Here is an 18437-nt window from a genome sequence, read left to right as displayed (position 1 = left end):
ATGGTAAAAGTCGCGCTGACAGGTGGTGGCACAGCCGGTCATGTCATGCCGCATATCGCCCTGCTCCCACAGTACCGCAAGCTCGGTTGGGAGGTTTTTTACATCGGCTCCCGCGGCATTGAAAAGGAACTGGCAACGAAGGCCGGCCTTACTTTTTATACGATCCAGACCGGCAAACTGCGGCGCTATTTTTCAGTGGAAAATTTCGTCGATATCTTCCGGCTGGTCATCGGCATTTTTCAGGCTCTCTTTCTGCTCTTTCGCAAGCGCCCGGATCTGGTGTTCAGCAAGGGCGGCTTTGTCAGTGTGCCCGTGGCCCTGGCCGCGTGGGTTCTCAGGATTCCGGTCGTATCGCATGAATCCGACCTGACCCCGGGTCTGGCCAATCGTCTGATCAAACCCTTCTGCCGTCTGATCTTCTACTGCTTTCCGGAAACTGAAAAATATCTGACCGGTGTGCGGTCGGTGGCAGCCGGCATTCCCGTGCGCGAACAACTCCTGCGTGGCGATCGTGAACAGGGCGCCCGCCTGTGTGGATTTGATGCGACCCGTCCCACCCTGCTGGTGATGGGTGGAAGTTCCGGAGCGGAGCGCATCAACGCTGCCTTGCGCACCCTTCTGCCGGAACTGGTGACCACCTGGCAGATCATTCATCTGACCGGAAAAGGCAAGGCCATCGACTTCAAACATCCTTCCTATGCGCCTTTTGAATATGTGAACGAGGGCCTTGAACATCTGTTTGCTCTCGCCGACCTCGTGGTCACCCGCGCCGGGGCCAATTCCCTGTTTGAACTCAAAGCCCTGGCCAAACCCATGCTGCTCATCCCGCTGGAAATCGCCAGCCGTGGGGATCAGGTGGACAACGCCAAATCCTTTGCCGCTCAGGGCTGGGCTCAGGTCCTGCGGGAAACGGACTTGACGCCGGACACGCTGCGGGCGGCCATCGAAAAAACCCGGGCGGAAGCGCCTGCCATACAGGAACGCCTGCGCAAAAGTGGAAGCGGGGAAGGGATCGCCAAGGTGATCTTTGATTATCTGCACAAGGTTTTGGAACTAAAGTAAACGAACGAGCTGCAGACCCTTAAGGGTGGGGTGATGACGATAGAACGTCATGTAATCCATGAAGTCCTCATCCCCCACCTTGAGCAGGCTGAGTGAGGCATGCCGCAGAATGATCTTCCCATCCTGCAGGAGCAAAAATCCCTGATGGGAAATATCAATCGCCGTCCCGAGCGCCGCCACCGTATCAAAGTTCGGTCGCACGAAGTTCGCCAGCAAGGGTCCCTTCCTTAACTCCGCCCGCAGTTTCTCCAGACCGCCCGCACTGTCCAGCAGCGCTCCAAACGTCAGATACTTCACCGTGGCCCATTCAGGTTGAACCTTGGGAAAACGGCTCAGAAAATCCAGAAGATGAGTCGGGTGCTTTTTTTGATACCAGCCGCGTCGATCAATCAGAGTCCTGGACTCCTTCAGAGGCAGTCCCAGGGCCGCCGTCACCTCCTGCGCGCGACCTCTTTTTTGATGATAAGGCAGCCAATCCACTGAAATAAAATGCAGGCGCTCGGTGAAATGCACCTGGCCTTCGCGATAGCGCAGGTCCTGCAGCGTTCGCGTCCAATCCTCTCCGGGTCGCGTGCGATGCATGGCCCAGACCGTTTCCACATAGGTGGTGCAATCAAAAGCATCCAAGCGGTGGAGGGGATCGCTGTCCGCTGAGCCGGGTCCTTCGCCCAGCGCATCGGTCTTGAATTTTCGATCCAAAAGAAACGCGCTGATCGTCTCCATGTTCTGCCCAAGAGGCAAGGAAGACGTGCTGGCCAGAAGCATTGTGAAGAGAGTTTCTTTCAAAAACGGCATGAGGCGGAACCATTCCCGACGTGAGTTGTCTGGTTTGCAACGCCTTCAGTTTAAACAGAACCTGAAAAGAAAGGAAGGGAATCCCTCGCCGGAGCGAGGGATGATGAGCCTGTTTCAAGGATTGTCCGTGCCTGGGCTTTCCGGACGGATGGTGTCCTGGCCTGTTCCGGTGGAATTCTCATGATCCGATGAGGCCCGTGGAACGCAGACCATCCGATCCCCCTGCCGGACGTAATTTTCGTTGTCCGCGCATTGACGGGCGGATCGCGTCGTGTCCTGCCGGTTGCCCGTGTTCGTGGTGCCACCACTTGTATCCGAGTGGTTCCCGACACTGGTTCCTGTTGCGGTATCGCGGTTGGTGCCCCTGTTGGTATTGGTGTCAGTTCCTGTCGCTGTTCCCGTACCGGCTGGGGTGCGGGTTCCTGCGCCCTGTGGTGCTTCGGTGTCCTTGCCGCTGGTTTGAGCCAGTGACGGTTGTGTTAACGCCAAAAGCAAGGAACCTGTCATGAGTGGAATTTTAAGGAAACGTTTCATAAGGATCTCCTTCCTTCAGTGTAACGGACGAAGCTTGCAATTTGTTCTCCAAAGCCATGAATCCTTTTCCCTTCAGCATAAAATTAAGCAAAAGCTGTGGGGAAAATTCTGCTATTCCATTTGAGGATGGAGTCGGCGATGTTAAGGAGTGTGAGAGGACTGGACTTTCAACTTTTGACAATCAGACGCGAGGAATCAAATATGCAAATCTCAGAACAGGATATGCGGGAAGCTATAGGTTTTGAATTAGCTGACATCCTGCATCGGCAAAAGACGATATTGTCCTGCAACGAAGCCTTGAACCTCATGGACGCAGAAGCCCATGAAAGCCTCCGTACCATGGCGGAAGAGGATGACAAAAACCTTCGCATGCTGGAAACCGTCATCGGCAGCTATGGAATCCGGGTGGAACCACGCTATGCCGCGGTTCAACTGTCTGATGTCGTCAGCGACATTGTGACGAATGAAGCGGCGATTCCCTTGGAAAAGCTCGGCGCCTATATCCTTCTGAAACAGAACCAGATGATGTGCAGCCACCTTGTGCACAAGTCCGTCCAGGCCACTGATCTTGATATCAAGATCGCGCTGGGTGCCTTTGATGGCGTTTATGCGACGTTCACACGTCATGTCACGGAATTGACCAAATTGATGGAAACCGCCGGTGTGGAATGGATCACTGGCAAACCGCCTGTCACAGGTATCTTCGGACGTGCCAGGGATGCCGTTTCCACGGTGGCCGGCATGGTCATCAGCAAGGTCGCCAAGCCCGCGGATGAAATGAGTGTTCTGCCGATTCTGACCATGGATCATCGCAAGGTGGAGGTCCTCTTTCGGGAGATCACGGACAACGCAGACCCACAGAAAGACGCTGGTATTTTCCATCAGCTGAAAGCGGACCTCACCGCCCACTCCATCGCGGAAGAGGAAACCGTCTACAGTCGCTTCCAAAACCTCAGCGACATGAAGCAGCAGATGATCGATGCCCGGCAGGAACATGAGGATATTCGCACACTGCTCGATGAAATCACCGATGTGCTCGACGATGATCGCGAGGCCTTCCTGGATAAGATCGATGACCTGCAGCAGCTGGTGAAACATCACGTGGATGAAGAGGAAAACAAGGTCTTCCCCTTGATCAAGAAAAACAGCAGCGAGGAGGTCCTCGTGGCGATGTCACAGGATTTCATGGAAGCCAAGAAGCGCGTTCAGGAAAATGTCGGAGTGGATGAAATCATCGCCTCCGCAGCCAATGAAGATTCGGATATGGCCGCCACTCACGGGGGTGCCTGATTCCAAAGGACCGCGGCCTCACCGCGGTCCATTCCGGCTTTCCATTCAAACGGAATGACTGCGGCCGGAACTCATGCTTCGGCCTAACATGAGACCCAAACCCAGGGCTCCCGCGATGTAAGCATAAGGGTTCTGGCGGATCTTTTGATCCACGACCTTCACCTGTTTCTGCCACATCGTTTCTTCAGATGCCATCATGTCGTCGTCCTGCTGGCTGAGGCTCGCGGTTTGCCGCAGATCGCTCTGTTCAGCTGCCAAAGTTTCACGGGGCATCATCATGCTTTCATTAATGGAGGCGCCCACGGATGTGGCTACGTCAAAGTCCTCTGTCTCGGCCTCACCAGCCGCCAGGGATTGATCGCCCAGGATCCCCTGGGAATTCAGGGGCTGCGGAATCATGTCCTCAGAGGAATCCGGACGCAGATGGGTGGGGATGTCGGTGGAACTTTGTGATGTGGCCGTGAGAGACCCACGTGGGGTCTCCTGTGGATTCAACTCGGTCATATTTAATCCTCCAAAATTGATAAGAGTCTGCTGACCCCTCCCGCATTCAAGATACAGTCCAAAACGCTGCCGACACTTTCCTTATGTAGAGGAAATTCCCTTCATGTCAGGAGCCATAGACAGAACAACGATTCAGTAGCCTCCTGTAGTCATCCACAAAGGACTCAGTGGACTCGAACACACGTGGTTTTGATTGCAAGGAAACGGGCAGCATTCGCCTGGCAAACTCATTGCATTCCTGCACAAACTGCACCCCATCATCGAGGGTCTGGAAGGTCGAATATGCTTGCACAAAACACAGGTCCGCTTCTGGTTATCGGAGGTGCTGAAGACAAGAAGGGTGAACAGGTCATCCTTAAGGAATTCATACGCCTCGCAGGCGGTGATGCCGCGCGTATCGTCATCATGACTGTTGCGACCGAGCACCCTTACGAGGTGGGTGAAGATTATACACAGATTTTTCGAAAGCTCATGGGTGACTCCGGAGAGGATCAGGTTCAATGCGTTCATATCGAATCGCGTGAGGAGGCTCAGCATGAGAAGAGCCTGGCAGCGATCGAGTCCGCTTCCGGTGTTTTCTTTACGGGTGGGGATCAGTTTCGAATCACTTCGCTGCTGGGAGGCACACGCGTTGATGCCCTTCTGCATGCTAGGCATGAAGATGGTTTGGTGCTGGCGGGAACCAGCGCCGGCGCCTCCATGATGTCCACCACCATGATTATCGAGGGCTCAGCCCATGACACGGCAAGGGTCGGGATGGTTCGACTGGGAGCCGGTTTGGAATTTCTTCCAGGGGTGCTGATCGATCAGCATTTTGCACAGCGGGGGCGGATCAATCGCCTGCTGTCGGCAATCGCTGAATACCCACACCATCTTGGAATCGGTATTGATGAAAATACAGCATTGGTCGTACACGGCCATGAATTTGAAGTTATCGGCACAGGTTCGGTCACGGTGATCGATGCTGCGGATGTGACAGATACGAATGTCCATCTTTTGGACCAGCACGAGCATCTGGCCATTTGTAACGTAAAGCTCCACATTCTGACCCCAGGTTACGGCTTTAATCTAAGGGATCGTATTCCCCGCAAAACAAACTGAATCGTCTAAGGAAGATCTATGAATATCCTGAAGGTTCTCCCCATACGGGGTCCGAACGTTTTTACTCATCGTCCCGTCATGACCATGAAGCTGGACCTTGGCCCCTTTACTGACGTGGAAAGCAAGGATTGTCCCGGGTTCAATGAACGTTTGCTGGCGCTGCTGCCCGGTCTCCATAGTCATCGATGTTCGCGTGGTCATCCCGGTGGTTTTGTGGAACGCCTCCAGGAAGGCACTTACTTCGGTCATATTATCGAGCATGTGGCTCTGGAACTGTCCGGACCTGCAGGTCGTGAGGCCTCCTATGGAAAGACAGTTTATGCCGGTGAGCCCGGTGTCTATCGGGTCGTGATTGAATGTGAAATCGAGGAGCTTTCCGAATTTCTCCTGCGCACGGCCGTGGACCTGGTCCAGGCTCTTCTGCAGGGCGAACGTTATTCCCTCGAGGAAAAATTTCAGGAAGGCCAGGCGATCGTGAAGGATTACGCTCTGGGTCCCAGCACGCAGGCCATAGCGAATGCCGCCAAACGTCGTGGCATTCCGGTGCAAAGACTCAATGACGGCAATCTTCTGCAGCTGGGTTATGGCCGGCATCGGCAATACGTCCAGGCCACAGAGGGTTGGAGTACCCGGGCGATTGCAGTGGACATCGCCTGCGACAAAGCCCTGACCAAAAAATTTCTGCGTGACGCGCATCTCCCCGTTCCTTCAGGAACGGTGGTGCGCACGGTTCACGAGGCGCTTCAGACCTTGAAGGAATTCACGAGTCCTTTGGTCGTGAAACCTTTGGATGGGCGGCAGGGCAAGGGTGTTTCGCTCCAGGTCCGGACACCCGAGGAATTGATCAAGGCCTTTACAGCGGCCAGTGATTACGCTTCCGCCGTGGTGATTGAGGAAATGTTTCAGGGCCATGACTATCGGGTTCTCGTGATCAATGGGAAGATGGTTGCGGCCAGCCAGCGTCTGCCGCCCCGCGTCTTCGGCGATGGCGTGCATACCGTGGCGGAACTGGTGGTCATCGAAAACCAAAATCCGCTGCGTGGGGAAGGGCACGAAAAACCTTTGACTCAGATCATCTGTGATGCGATCGCCCTCAACTGTCTGCAGCGGCAGGGTTATGAACTCGATTCCATACCGGCGGTCGGATCCCTGGTCTGGATGCGGGACAGCCATAATCTGTCCACAGGCGGCACGGCCCGTGATGTCACCGATGAGGTCCATCCTCAAACCCGGCGCATTTGCGAACGAGCCGCTGCGACCATTGGCCTTGATATCTGTGGCATCGATCTGATTGCGGATGATATCAGTCAGCCTCTGACAGCACAGAATGGGATCATTGAAATAAATGCGGCGCCCGGAATTCGCATGCATCTCTTTCCCAGTGAGGGCAAGTCACGCGACGTCGGCCAGGCGATCGTTGCCATGATGTTTCCCGAGGGACATCAGGGCCGCATCCCAATTATTGCTGTGACAGGCACCAATGGCAAAACCACCACGAGCCGCATGATTTCCCAGATCTTTTGCAAGCAGGGTCTGAATGTGGGACGCACGACCACGGGCGGCATCTGGATCGGCAACGACAAGATTGCGAGCGGTGATACCACCGGCCCTCACTCGGCTCGTTCTGTTCTGTCGGATCCCACCGTGGACCTTGCGGTTTTGGAATGCGCCCGCGGTGGCCTGATGCGTGAAGGCCTGGCCTATGACTGGTCGGATGTCGGTGTGATCACCAATATCCAGTGCGATCATTTTGGGCAGGACGGCATCGAGGACGAGGAGGACATCCTTCATGTCAAATCCCTGATTGCCGATCGCGTGAAGGCCGGCGGGACTGTGGTCCTGAATGCTGCGGACCCTTATCTGATCCGAATTCAGGATCACCCTCGCTTTCAAAAAATTCCGCGTTCTTTGGTGTACTTTGCGCTCGATGCCGCCAATCCCGTGATTCGCCAACACTTGCGGCAGGGAGGAACGGCCTATTATGTCAAACATAATTGGGTCATCGAAGCCCGCGGCCCGGGATTGGATGAAGCCCGTCTGGTGGCTCTCGCCGATCTGCCCTGCACCTGGGGCGGGAGGGCCGGCTTCCAGGTGGAAAATGTGCTGGCCGCCATTGCCGTTGCCCGCAGCCAGGGAGTGGAACGCGACGTGATCGCCAGTGCCCTGCGCGAATTCCGGAGCGATCGTGACAATCCTGGACGTATGAACTGCTTTCGAATCGGGACCGGGCAGGTACTGCTTGATTTCGGGCATAATCCAGCGGCCATCACGGCCCTGGGTCGTGCCGCGCGGCATGGGTGCAGTCGCCTGACGGGTATTGTGGGCGTGCCGGGCGACCGCATCAATTCCCTGATCGAACAATCAGGTGAAGCCGCAGGTCGGGAATTCGACCGCTTGATTCTGCGCGAGGATCAGGATCGTCGTGGACGGGAACCCGGACATGTGGCTGAAATTTTGCTGCGGGCGGTCAGGCGTGTGGCACCGGAAAAGGACTGTCGCATCATGCTTGATGAGCTGCAGGCTCTTGAATTCGCACTGGACGCGATGATTCCAGGGGAAACGATCGTGGTCTTCTTTGAACACATGGAAGCGGTCACGAAGCGTTTGTTCGAGCTGGGTGCGGTGCCGATGGAGGTCCCGCTGCCCCAGATCGAAGTGGACAGCCCACGCGAGGTCGACGAATGGCGTCAGGTGCCGATGAGTGTCTAGAGCATGTAGGATAATTTTACGATCGTCAGGGCCTGCCGGGGGTGCGTGTAGACACGCTCGATGCCAAGGCTGGCAAAGGGTGTGAACAGATGAGTTTTCAGGCAGAGCGTCCAGACGCTCTCGGTTTTCTCAATCTGTTCGCGCCAGCCGGCACTCAGACCAAACGCATTGTTTTCATCCACGGGTCTAATATCCAGTCGATGACGCTGCTGTCCGATTCCAAAGGCGAAGTTGAAATACCGCAGAAATCCATAACTCAGGCCCAGCATCGCACTGTCCGTTTGTAAAAGCTCCAGACCACTCAGCCCATCCGTCTGCATGCGTGAAACACGAATGGCGAGGGCGGGCTTTTGAAAACCTTCAAAGAGCGTCCACTGCAGATGGCCTCCCAATTGTCGTCCCTTGCCCTCATCCAGGCGCGCGAAGCTCACTCCAAAATCGAGAGGCCAGGGCGTGCCATGGGTCAGGAAAAGCCTTGGAACCTGGGTCGGAGCGGTCCGGCTCGGTAAATTCTCAGCCTTGTCCTGGGCTCCTGCTGTTTGAATGGCGCCTACACCCAGATGCCAGCCATACGAGCCATGGGACTCAAAGCCTTCCACGGGGCTGTATTGGTTGATTTTCAGCCAGCCTTCGTCATAATACGCGGGACGGTCGAGGGCCGCCGCCGCAAGAGGCAGGGCGACCAGAGCAAGCGCGCCAGTCAATATTTTGCGAATCACAAGGACCTCGCCATGCAGGTGTGTTTCCTCGATCATTATGACAGCTTTAGCTTCAATCTTATAGACTGGCTGTTTTCTGACACCGGGCTGGAGCTGGTTTACAAAGCTTATGACACCCCGGGCGTGGCTGAGGCATTGCGCGCGCAGCCCATGCCCCTCGTCCTTTCCCCGGGACCCAAGGATCCTTTGGTGCTTCCGGAAACCATGAGCATCGTGCGGGAACAGTTGGGTAAAGTGCCGATTTTTGGCATTTGCCTCGGGCATCAGTGTCTGGGTTTGGCTTTGGGCGGATGCATCGCGCGGGCCCGGCATCCCTTTCATGGTTCGGCTCAGAGGATTGATATCGCAGGTCATTCCCAATTTTTAAACGAACTGCCGGCCGATGCCCAGGTCGCCCGGTACAATTCCCTGGTGGTCAAGGATCTGCCGGGTACGCTGGCCACAGCCTGGAATGCGGATCAGGAAATCGAGGCACTGGAAGATTTTACAGGCCGGCAGCCGGTCATCGGCGTGCAGTTTCATCCGGAATCGTTTTTGAGTGTGGGCGTGGAGAGTTTGAAGAGGAAGTGGACGGAGCTGGTGCGCGCTTACTATCACCCACCAGCCTGACCTTTTACAATTCGGCGACCGCGCCTTTGCCGATGCCTTCAAAGCATTTCACTTTGATCGGGGCACCCAGATCCACGCCTTCGCTTCCGATCAAGCGGGCCAATTCCTGGGTAATCGATTCAATGCTGGTTTCGCATTCGACCAGGAAAACGCGGTTGGCGGGAACCGTGGCTTCGTAACGACCCTTGGATGCGACATAAGCGATGGTCAGCGGGGTTTGATTTTCCGAACGCACACCAGGGCGCAGATCGGCCGCTGGATTCACGAGCTGGGACATCGAAGCGATGTGCACGATGGAACCAAGCACTTCGTGGGCCAGCCACTGCTCCAGATCGTGACGGCGTTCGTCGGCGACATAGACTTCGATTCGGCTGCGATGACCGTGGAAGAGTCTTTGGCAAAGACCTTCGTGGCCGGTAATGCCATGGCTATAGCGGAAGAAGGACTGACCCGCCCGCTCCTCCTCTTTGCGCAGATGGATTTCCACGGAGTGGATTTCCTCGGGCAGACGATGGCGCACGAGGCGTGAACATTCCTGCTCCACGATTTCGCGGGTCACCTGCACGGACCGGATAGGGTAAACGGCACCCTTGGGGCAGAGATAACTCCACTCCGAGTTGACACCCGTCAGACGACTCTTGGCCTGGAGACGCCAAAGTTCCCCGCGGTCCGTATCCTGGTAATGCACCAGCTTGGACTGCACCGGAATAATAAGAGTATGGTCGAGCGAGGCCTTGAGGACCTGTTTCACCAGTTTCTTCAAATGGCTGAAATCATAAACAAAGCCATTGGAGTCCAGCTGCCCGGACACCGTAATGTCCACATACCAGGACTGACCGACCACACCGACCGAAGGGTCAAAGATTGCACAGTCGATTTTGTCGACGTCGTTAATGAAGAGACGTCCAAATCGTTCTTTGCCACTCTGGGGGGCAGTTTTTTCTTCCATCGAGTACCGCCAAATTTTAAAGGTATTCAAGACGATAGAGACCTAAACAAAGGTTGCGGACAAACGTTCAGCCCACTATAACTTTTGCTGTCTCCAGCACCCTTGACGGGGGAGAGTCCTGTATAAAGAATCTCCTCTCCAGTTTCAAGTTGTATGAAGGAAATTCATCATGAGTCGTGAGATTCGCGTTCGCATCGCTCCGTCCCCCACTGGTGATCCGCATGTAGGCACCGCCTACACCGCCCTATTTAACTATGTTTTCGCCAAAAAACACGGTGGAAAATTTATTTTGCGGATCGAGGACACCGACCAGACCCGCGCGCGGGCGTCGAGCGAGGAGCAGATTTTTTCATCACTGAAGTGGCTTGGCCTCAACTGGGATGAGGGACCTGATTGCGGTGGGCCCTATGGTCCGTATCGGCAGTCTGAACGGCTCGACATCTACCGGGAATATACACAAAAGCTGGTGGACTCCGGTCATGCCTATCCCTGCTTCTGTACAGCCGAGCGTCTGGACAGGGTGCGTGCGGAGCAAAAGGCACAGAATCTCACCACCCGCTACGACGGACATTGTCGCAATCTGAGCCCGGATGAAGTCGCGAAGCAAAAGGCAGCCGGCACACCGCATGTGATTCGTCTGCGGGTGCCGACGGATGGCGTCACGCGATTTATGGATCTGTTGCGTGATGAGCTGCAATTCGACAATGAGCGGATCGACGATCAGGTGCTGATGAAAACTGATGGGTTTCCCACCTATCACCTCGCCAACGTGGTCGATGATCATCTGATGAAGATCACGCATGTGATCCGGGCCGAGGAGTGGATTTCCTCGACACCCAAGCATGCTCTTCTGTATCGGGCCTTCGGCTGGGAGGAGCCTGTGTTCTGTCACCTGCCGCTGCTCCGGAATTCGGATCGGTCGAAGATTTCCAAACGGAAAAATCCGGTGTCGCTCACCTATTACCGCCGCGCGGGGATGCTGCCTGAGGCGATCGTGAACTTCCTCGCCCTCATGGGCTGGAGCTATGGCGAGGACCGGGAAATCTTTACGTTGAATGAAATGATTGAAGTCTTCGACCTCAAGAAGATTTCGATCGGTGGTCCCGTTTTCGATATGGTGAAGCTCACCTGGCTCAACCAGCATTACATGCATAAGATGGATGAGGACGCTTTCATTCATTATATCCGTGAAGAGATCTTCACCAAGGATTTCCTGCGACGCTTGAAGCCTCTGGCGCTGGAGCGGATGTCACGATTCGAGCAATTCGTCGACAACAACGCCTTCTTCTTCAATGGCGCGCTCGACTATAAGCATATCGAAGTCCTACCCGCGAGCAAGGACAAGGATGCCGTGCGTACGATGCTGTACCAGCTGCTCGAACAGCTCGATGAGCTCTACGATTGGCAGAATAAGCCATTGCACGATGTACTGAATGCCCATCGGGAAAAGATCGGCTGGAAACCGAAAGACTATTTCATGACCATCCGCCTGATCGTGACGGGCCGCAAGGACTCGCCACCTCTGACGGAAAGCATGGAGTTGATTGGTCGGGAAATGGTGCGGTTCCGTATTCGGAATTTTGTGGATACGGTGTTGGCTTAAGCCGCTCCCCACGCATTACGCCCGCAGGGGCCCTCCACGTTGGGTTCCAACACGTGCCCGAACAGGGCCGGGTCTGCCCCCCCCCACGTTGCCCGAGCGGGGCCGGGTCTGCCCCCCCACGCACGTTACCCGAGCGGGGCCGGGTCTGCCCCCCCACGCACGTTACCCGAGCGGGGCCGGGTCTGCCCCCCCACGCACGTTACCCCCGAAGGGGGCCGATCACTGCAGAAGGTCGATCAACTGACTCCGCGTCAACGTCTTGAAGATCTCCTCATCCCGATCCATGAACTTCTCAAACAGCTCTTTCTTGACATTGATCAGGGCATCAATTTTCTCTTCCAAAGTCCCGCGCGTCACCAGTTTGAGCACCTGAACGTTCTTGTTCTGCCCAATTCGGTAAACCCGGTCGGTCGCCTGGTTTTCCTTGCTCGCATTCCACCAGCGATCGTAATGAACGACGACCGAAGCAGCGGTCAAATCAATACCAATCCCGCCCGCCAGCAAGGACCCGACAAAGATCTTGCAGTTTGGATCCGTCTGGAATCTCTCGATGACCTTCCCGCGATTCTTGGTCTGTCCGGTCAGGATCGCGTGTTGAATCGCCTGCTGCTCCAGATACATGCTGATGAGGCGAATCATCTCCACGTACTGGCTATAGATCACGATCTTGTGCCCGCTATCCAGAGCCTCGGTGAGGATTTCCTTCAGCACCTCAAACTTCCCGCTCTCATACTGATCCAATTTCCCGGGATGAACCAGCAGAGGATGGTCGCAGACCTGCTTGAGCAGGGTCAGAACTGCAAACACGTGAAGGTAAGGCACAGGCGCATTCTCATCCTTCAAGGTCTCCAGGATCGGCCGCGCCTTCAGCTCCAGCACCTCGCGATAGATCTTGATCTGATCATTCGATAGCGTGCAATGCCGAATATCCTCGACCTTTTCCGGCAGATCATGAAGGACATTCGCCTTGTTCCGGCGCATCTTGAAGGGGTGAATCAGCTTCTGCAGGGCCAGCTCGGTCTCGGGCTCCCCACTCTTTTCAATCGGCTGCATGAAGTTCCGGCGGAAGTATTCATCCGATCCGAGATACCCCGGCACGAGGAAATCGAAGAGGTTCTTCATCTCCCCAAGGTGATTCTCGATCGGCGTACCGGTCAAACAAATCCGAATATCGCCCGTCAGGGTACAAACCGCCTGGTAGGTGGCCGTATCCTGGTTCTTCACAAAGTGAGCTTCATCCAGAATGATGGAATCCCAGGTGATCGCCTGCAACTGCTTGGCATCCCGTAGAAGGACGCCATAGCTGGTGATCATCAGATCATGGTTTTCCATCATCTTCTTAATATTCTGGCTGCGCTTGGGCCCGTGGTGCTTGAAAACCTTGAGGTTCGGACAGAACGCCAGAACCTTGTCCTCCCAGTGATCCAGAACCGTGGTCGGGGCGATGACGATGAAATACGATTTTTCCTTGCGCGACTGAATCGCCGACATCAGACCCATGGCCTGATGCGTTTTCCCAAGACCCATTTCATCGGCAAGCAGGCCATGCAGCTTGTTTTCATAGAGCCACCACATCCACTGCACGCCGGTAAACTGATATTCCCGCAGTTTAAGGCGGGTATGAGTCAGGCTTGGAACCTTGATATTGTTCTTGAATTCAAGCTGGTTGCGGATCTGATTCAAAACCTTCTTGGAGCCGACGAACTGATCGAAATCGCCAACGGCAGCTTTCAGGCGCATCAGCCCGAGGGAACTCACTTTCAGGAATTTGCCGGACTCATCCGTTTCCCAGTTATGGTCCTTCACAAAGTCCGGGATCTTGATCCACTTCTCACCCTGGCGAATGTAATTGCGCTTTTTCTTTTTGAACTGGGTCACCAGATCGAGCATGGAAATCGATTCCTGGCCACTCTGATAACGTGGGTCCAGGAAGAACCAGCCATCGGCGGCCTTGTGAATGCGAATTTCCTTCAGCTGCGGAGCGCCCTCGATGGCGGCACCCTTAAGATTCTGATCCAGCCAGATCGGGCCTTCGTTGATATATTCAAAGAAATTGTCCTGAATGAAATTCGCGGACGCATCCTCCTTGAAAACCTTGCGGATCGGCAGATCGTTCCAGAGCGAGCTGACATCCCCATCCGTCAGTTTCCAGAATCCGCGCTCCGGCAAATAAAAATATTCCTTGCCCAGAAACTTGTGTCCGGCCTTCAGGGAAACAAATTCAAAGTGCCCATCCTTGCCTTTGGGCTCCATCCGGGTGAGCATCTTATGGCTGGCGGGGAAAATGGAATGCGGATGTTCCTTTTCCGCGAGTCGGCTAAAGGCGGCCGGCGGATGGGGGATCACGACCACGCGCTCGGCCACGACCTTTTCATCGTCTTCCTGATAGATGCGCGTGCCACGAATGGCCATGACATTAAAGACCTTGAGAAGCTTCACCTCATCACTGGCCGTCGTCAGCTTGGGATGGCTCTGCAAAAATTTCGCTGCGTCATCCAATTCAAGATGGTAGTTCGTATACTCGCCCGGTTTGATTTCCAGACGCACCTTCATGGTGGGACCGTTGGCCAGAAGGCGCACGCTCTGAATGTTGCCTTTGAGATGGCTCAGGATCGTTTGAGCCGCGCCTTCGCCCCGGTCGCGCTTTTCGCCTTCGATCTGGGCTTTGATATTTTTTCGGCGCACCGCCACGGGATGCTTCAGGGGCATGCGTGTATCGAGGGAAGCGAGCAGCTCCGGCTTCTCCCGATCGATGGAAATCATGAAGGATGCCAGGTGTTCACAGTACTGGCCGCCGCTTCGATTTTTCTTGCAGGTACATTCGATCCATTGAATGCAATGACCGTTGGGATGAATTTTCAGCCGGGTTTCTTCACCGCGTCCGCCGTTTGAGCTGATACGCGCCGTAATCAAGCCGTGCATGGCTTTGATTTGTTCCACTTTTCCCGAGGTATAGAGGTCGAGGCCCGTGAGCCAGTCGTCTTCATCCACATGTTCGTAAAAGAATTCAAGAATATTGGTCTTCACTCTTGGGAACTCGCAGCAGTAGGGGGATAGGAGTCGCATCATACCTGAGTATATCACGAACAATTTGAGGGTGCGGCCTTGTCAAAAACCTGACACCGCGGCCGATGCAGGCGGGATGTCGGGTAAATTTTACCATCTTATCATCTTTTTAGCCGAATTTCCGGCTTCATTTATTCAAGCCGCTTTGTGGTTGGCCGATACATCCTGGGTCAGATGGAGACCAAACGTGGTTGAAAGCAAGGATAGTTTCGTCGCTTCCAAAATTCTCGTGGATTTCCTACGGGATTTCACCTTGCTGAGTGAACAGCAGCTGGTGTCCATTCGGATGCTTATGGAGACGACCGTTGCCGAAGTGATGAACTCGGTGACTTCCATGAGCCAGGTGGCTGATGAAAAGAAGATGAAAGCCAATGAAGTCCTGATCAAAGATAAGAAATCGCAGGGTTTCGTCAGCTCCTCGAGTACGGAGCTGGAGAAAGACGAAAAGTCGATCCTCTCGGCCGATTCAACTGATTCGCAGCGTAAGGATTATCTGGAAAACAAACTGATGCGGACCGGCGGCCTCTTTTCCAAACATATGGAAGCCATCAGCGGTCTGGATCGTGACCTTCAGGACCTGATCGCCCACATCATTGGGGCGGTTTCGGTTGATGATGTGATTGCCCAGAGACTGAGTCACATCATTGACGGGATGAATCATCTGCAGGTGGAGCTCGCAACGCTTCTGGCCAACTACAAACAGAATGCCAGAGCCGATGCGATCAAGCTCTTCCGCAATCGGGTCCTGACTCAAGTCTATTTGAGCTATACGAGTGAAGATGAACGACTGATCTTTCACAAGATCTTCGGTCATCCGAAAGAAATGAAGCGTGTCAGCTAAGGATCGCCCCCTAAGGAGGATTTCATGGGTAAGAAGATCATGATCGTGGACGACTCGAAAACCATTCGCCAGCAAGTCAGCTTCACGTTGACCAAAGGCGGTTACGAAGTCATCGAGGCCGAAGACGGCGCCGACGGCATCGAGAAGCTGAAAGCCAATGCAGATGTGGCCATGGTGATCAGCGACGTGAACATGCCCAACATGAATGGTTTGGAAATGGTCGAAAAACTCAAGGCGGATGGCAACACGGTTCCCGTGATCATGCTCACCACCGAAGGGGCTTCGGATCTGATTCAAAGAGCCAAAGCTGCTGGGGCCAAAGGTTGGCTGGTGAAACCCTTTCAGCCAGATCAATTGGTCGCCGCTGTGACCAAAATCGCAGGCTAAGACTCCGGGGGCGTCGATGTCGGATAAAGAGGACGCAAGTGCCTACCTCGTAAGTTTTCTGGCGCAGTATACGCGGCTGCTCGAAGGGCAGCTGCTGAATATTCGCGAGACGATGGTCAGCACGGTTGAGACTGTCATGCAGGGTGTGGCTGGTATCAGCAACACCACGGAAGACAGGCGTCAGCATGCTGAAAAGGTCCTGGAGTCCACTTATGTGAACCCGGACATGGAAACAGAAATTCTGATTCAGGACATGCAAAAGGTCGTGGATGAGATTTTTGAAGAAATGTCCGAGCGTCACGCCAAAGGCCAGGACATCGGTCAGCTGGTTTCAGCTGAGCCGGAGGTTCTGGTCCGCAACCGCATCAATCGCTTTGCTGGCCGGTTTAAAACAGAAATGAACACGCTCAATACCATGGATGATGAACTGAAGAACATCATCTTTGGTATTATTGGCGCACTCTCCTCAGAAGATGTCATCGCCCAGAAGTTGGAACATGTGGTGATGTCCCTCAAGATTCTGCAGACGGGTTTGAACTACGTTCTCATCGATTATGACCAGCGCTGCTCAATCGAAGAGCTGGAGAAGGTCACATCGGACATAAAAAGTTATACGTTCCGGCAGTATACAGCCGAAGATGAGAAGAAAAGATTCCTCGCCATCTTCCCGGATTCCCGCAAAAAAACCGCCTGAATTGCTCGGTCATTCGCGACTCGAAACTCACGAATTTTCCGAAGGCAAGTTTGGCGCTACCATCAAAATCATGCAACGCAAGGCTTCTGCGCTTTCTAAAATTCCATTTAAAAAAAACTGCAATGGGTGTTGACGAGCACAGGGCGTTCCCGTATAACCCTTTCTCACGTCGCTGATGACGAAAATGAAGCGAAGATAAGACGAGAAAATCCTTGACGAATCCAGCTTCAAAGTAGTACAAAGCGAATGGTTCTTTGAAAACTGAATAGAAGACAGAAAGAAGAAGCGCGAACGTCAATTCTGATGGTTCATCTTCGGATGGATTGTCGAGTTAAAATAAAAAAAAGCGAGCTTCGGCTCGTGTCAGGTTTTAAACTGTAGAGTTTGATCCTGGCTCAGAGTGAACGCTGGCGGCGTGCCTAATACATGCAAGTCGAACGTGAAAGTCCTTCGGGATGAGTAAAGTGGCGCACGGGTGAGTAATACATGGGAACATGCCCTTGAATGGGGAATAACTGTTGGAAACGACAGCTAATACCGCATAATCTCGCGAGAGTAAAGGTGGCGCCGCAAGGGCTACCGTTCAAGGATTGGCCCATGTCCCATTAGCTAGTTGGCGGGGTAATGGCCCACCAAGGCAACGATGGGTAACTGGTCTGAGAGGATGATCAGTCACACTGGAACTGAGACACGGTCCAGACTCCTACGGGAGGCAGCAGTAGGGAATATTGCACAATGGGGGAAACCCTGATGCAGCAACGCCGCGTGAGTGAAGAAGGCCCTTGGGTCGTAAAGCTCTTTAGCGAGGGAAGAAGGTTGGCAGGGTGAACAATCCGGTCAGCTGACGGTACCTCGAGAATAAGCACCGGCTAATTTCGTGCCAGCAGCCGCGGTAATACGAAAGGTGCAAGCGTTACTCGGAATCACTGGGCGTAAAGCGCACGTAGGCGGACTCGCAGGTCAATTGTGAAATACCTGGGCTCAACCCGGGAACTGCAGTTGAAACCGCTTGTCTTGAATACCTGAGAGGGTGGGGGAATACCTGGTGGAGAAGTGAAATTCGTAGAGATCAGGTGGAACACCGGAGGCGAAGGCGCCTGCCTGGCAGTGTATTGACGCTGAGGTGCGAAAGTGCGGGGAGCAAACAGGATTAGATACCCTGGTAGTCCGCACCGTAAACGATGGATACTAGGCGTTCGGAGAGTTAACCCTCTGAGTGCCAAAGTTCACACATTAAGTATCCCGCCTGGGAAGTACGGTCGCAAGACTAAAACTCAAAGGAATTGACGGGGGCCCGCACAAGCGGTGGAGTATGTGGTTTAATTCGAAGCAACGCGCAGAACCTTACCTGGCCTTGACATCGCGAGACCGGTACAGAGATGTACCTTTCCCTTCGGGGACTCGTGGACAGGTGCTGCATGGCTGTCGTCAGCTCGTGTTGTGAAATGTTCGGTTAAGTCCGGCAACGAGCGCAACCCCTGTTCTCAGTTACCAGCATTAAGTTGGGGACTCTGGGAAGACCGCCGGTGTTAAACCGGAGGAAGGCGGGGATGACGTCAAGTCCTCATGGCCCT

Annotated in this window: 15 protein-coding genes and 1 rRNA gene (1 of these 16 running past the window's edge); 10 read left to right on the top strand and 6 right to left on the bottom strand. The window is 54.4% G+C overall.

Annotation, left to right across the window (positions count from 1 at the left end):
* Positions 1–1062, top strand: a complete 1062-nt coding sequence (gene murG / locus OLTU_RS29095) for an undecaprenyldiphospho-muramoylpentapeptide beta-N-acetylglucosaminyltransferase (RefSeq protein ID WP_141736235.1) — start codon at positions 1–3, stop codon at positions 1060–1062.
* On the opposite strand, the gene OLTU_RS29090 is transcribed toward murG, so the two are convergent.
* The gene (locus OLTU_RS29090) at positions 1054–1857 is read right to left on the bottom strand and encodes an N-acetylmuramoyl-L-alanine amidase-like domain-containing protein (RefSeq protein ID WP_141736234.1); all 804 of its coding nucleotides are present in this window, start codon (positions 1855–1857) and stop codon (positions 1054–1056) included. The two genes, murG and OLTU_RS29090, sit on opposite strands and share 9 nt — an antisense overlap.
* Positions 1858–1971: 114 nt before the next feature.
* Positions 1972–2391, bottom strand: coding sequence for a hypothetical protein (locus tag OLTU_RS29085; RefSeq protein ID WP_141736233.1), 420 nt, complete (start codon positions 2389–2391; stop codon positions 1972–1974).
* A 201-nt stretch (positions 2392–2592) separates the two neighbouring features.
* Between OLTU_RS29085 and OLTU_RS29080 the strand changes: the two genes are divergently transcribed.
* Positions 2593–3681 (top strand): hemerythrin domain-containing protein, encoded by a 1089-nt coding sequence (locus tag OLTU_RS29080; protein ID WP_176737065.1) that lies wholly within the window; start codon positions 2593–2595, stop codon positions 3679–3681.
* Between the two features lie 45 nt (positions 3682–3726).
* Here the strand turns inward: OLTU_RS29080 and OLTU_RS29075 are convergent, their stop codons facing one another.
* The gene (locus OLTU_RS29075) at positions 3727–4185 is read right to left on the bottom strand and encodes a hypothetical protein (RefSeq protein WP_141736231.1); all 459 of its coding nucleotides are present in this window, start codon (positions 4183–4185) and stop codon (positions 3727–3729) included.
* Between the two features lie 282 nt (positions 4186–4467).
* On the opposite strand from OLTU_RS29075, the gene OLTU_RS29070 reads away from it, so the two are divergent.
* Both OLTU_RS29070 and cphA read left to right on the top strand, forming a co-directional pair.
* On the top strand, positions 4468–5286 hold the full coding sequence (locus tag OLTU_RS29070; RefSeq protein ID WP_141736230.1) for a cyanophycinase: 819 nt from the start codon (positions 4468–4470) through the stop codon (positions 5284–5286).
* 18 nt (positions 5287–5304) lie between these two features.
* Positions 5305–7995, top strand: coding sequence for a cyanophycin synthetase (gene cphA, locus OLTU_RS29065; RefSeq protein WP_141736229.1), 2691 nt, complete (start codon positions 5305–5307; stop codon positions 7993–7995).
* Here cphA and OLTU_RS29060 read toward each other — a convergent pair.
* Positions 7992–8750, bottom strand: a complete 759-nt coding sequence (locus OLTU_RS29060) for a hypothetical protein (protein ID WP_218110346.1) — start codon at positions 8748–8750, stop codon at positions 7992–7994. The genes cphA and OLTU_RS29060 overlap by 4 nt on opposite strands.
* Between OLTU_RS29060 and OLTU_RS29055 the strand changes: the two genes are divergently transcribed.
* On the top strand, positions 8727–9323 hold the full coding sequence (locus tag OLTU_RS29055; RefSeq protein WP_176737063.1) for an aminodeoxychorismate/anthranilate synthase component II: 597 nt from the start codon (positions 8727–8729) through the stop codon (positions 9321–9323). The genes OLTU_RS29060 and OLTU_RS29055 overlap by 24 nt on opposite strands.
* A 4-nt stretch (positions 9324–9327) precedes the next feature.
* On the opposite strand, the gene OLTU_RS29050 is transcribed toward OLTU_RS29055, so the two are convergent.
* Positions 9328–10272 carry a 6-pyruvoyl trahydropterin synthase family protein gene (locus OLTU_RS29050; protein WP_141736226.1) on the bottom strand — a complete coding sequence of 315 codons (945 nt, stop codon included), beginning with the start codon at positions 10270–10272 and terminating at the stop codon, positions 9328–9330.
* 169 nt (positions 10273–10441) lie between these two features.
* Here OLTU_RS29050 and gltX point away from each other — a divergent pair, with 169 nt between their 5' ends.
* Positions 10442–11875, top strand: coding sequence for a glutamate--tRNA ligase (gene gltX, locus OLTU_RS29045; protein ID WP_141736225.1), 1434 nt, complete (start codon positions 10442–10444; stop codon positions 11873–11875).
* Positions 11876–12094: 219 nt separating this feature from the next.
* Here the strand turns inward: gltX and OLTU_RS29040 are convergent, their stop codons facing one another.
* Positions 12095–14902, bottom strand: a complete 2808-nt coding sequence (locus OLTU_RS29040; protein ID WP_176737062.1) for a DEAD/DEAH box helicase — start codon at positions 14900–14902, stop codon at positions 12095–12097.
* Between the two features lie 226 nt (positions 14903–15128).
* Here OLTU_RS29040 and OLTU_RS29035 point away from each other — a divergent pair, with 226 nt between their 5' ends.
* The 4 genes from OLTU_RS29035 to OLTU_RS29020 all read left to right on the top strand — a co-directional run.
* A complete protein-coding gene (locus OLTU_RS29035; protein ID WP_141736223.1) occupies positions 15129–15782 on the top strand; it encodes a hypothetical protein in 654 nt (217 codons plus the stop codon).
* Between the two features lie 24 nt (positions 15783–15806).
* A complete protein-coding gene (locus OLTU_RS29030) occupies positions 15807–16169 on the top strand; it encodes a response regulator (protein ID WP_141736222.1) in 363 nt (120 codons plus the stop codon).
* Positions 16170–16185: 16 nt separating this feature from the next.
* On the top strand, positions 16186–16863 hold the full coding sequence (locus OLTU_RS29025) for a hypothetical protein (RefSeq protein WP_141736221.1): 678 nt from the start codon (positions 16186–16188) through the stop codon (positions 16861–16863).
* A 372-nt stretch (positions 16864–17235) separates the two neighbouring features.
* A 16S ribosomal RNA gene (locus tag OLTU_RS29020) occupies positions 17236–18437 on the top strand; it runs 331 nt beyond the window's last position.

The sequence above is a fragment of the Oligoflexus tunisiensis genome (genome assembly GCF_001748245.1).
Classification (GTDB): domain Bacteria; phylum Bdellovibrionota_B; class Oligoflexia; order Oligoflexales; family Oligoflexaceae; genus Oligoflexus; species Oligoflexus tunisiensis.
Note: the sequence above shows the minus strand (reverse complement) of the source record. Positions and strands in the feature narration are given on the sequence as shown.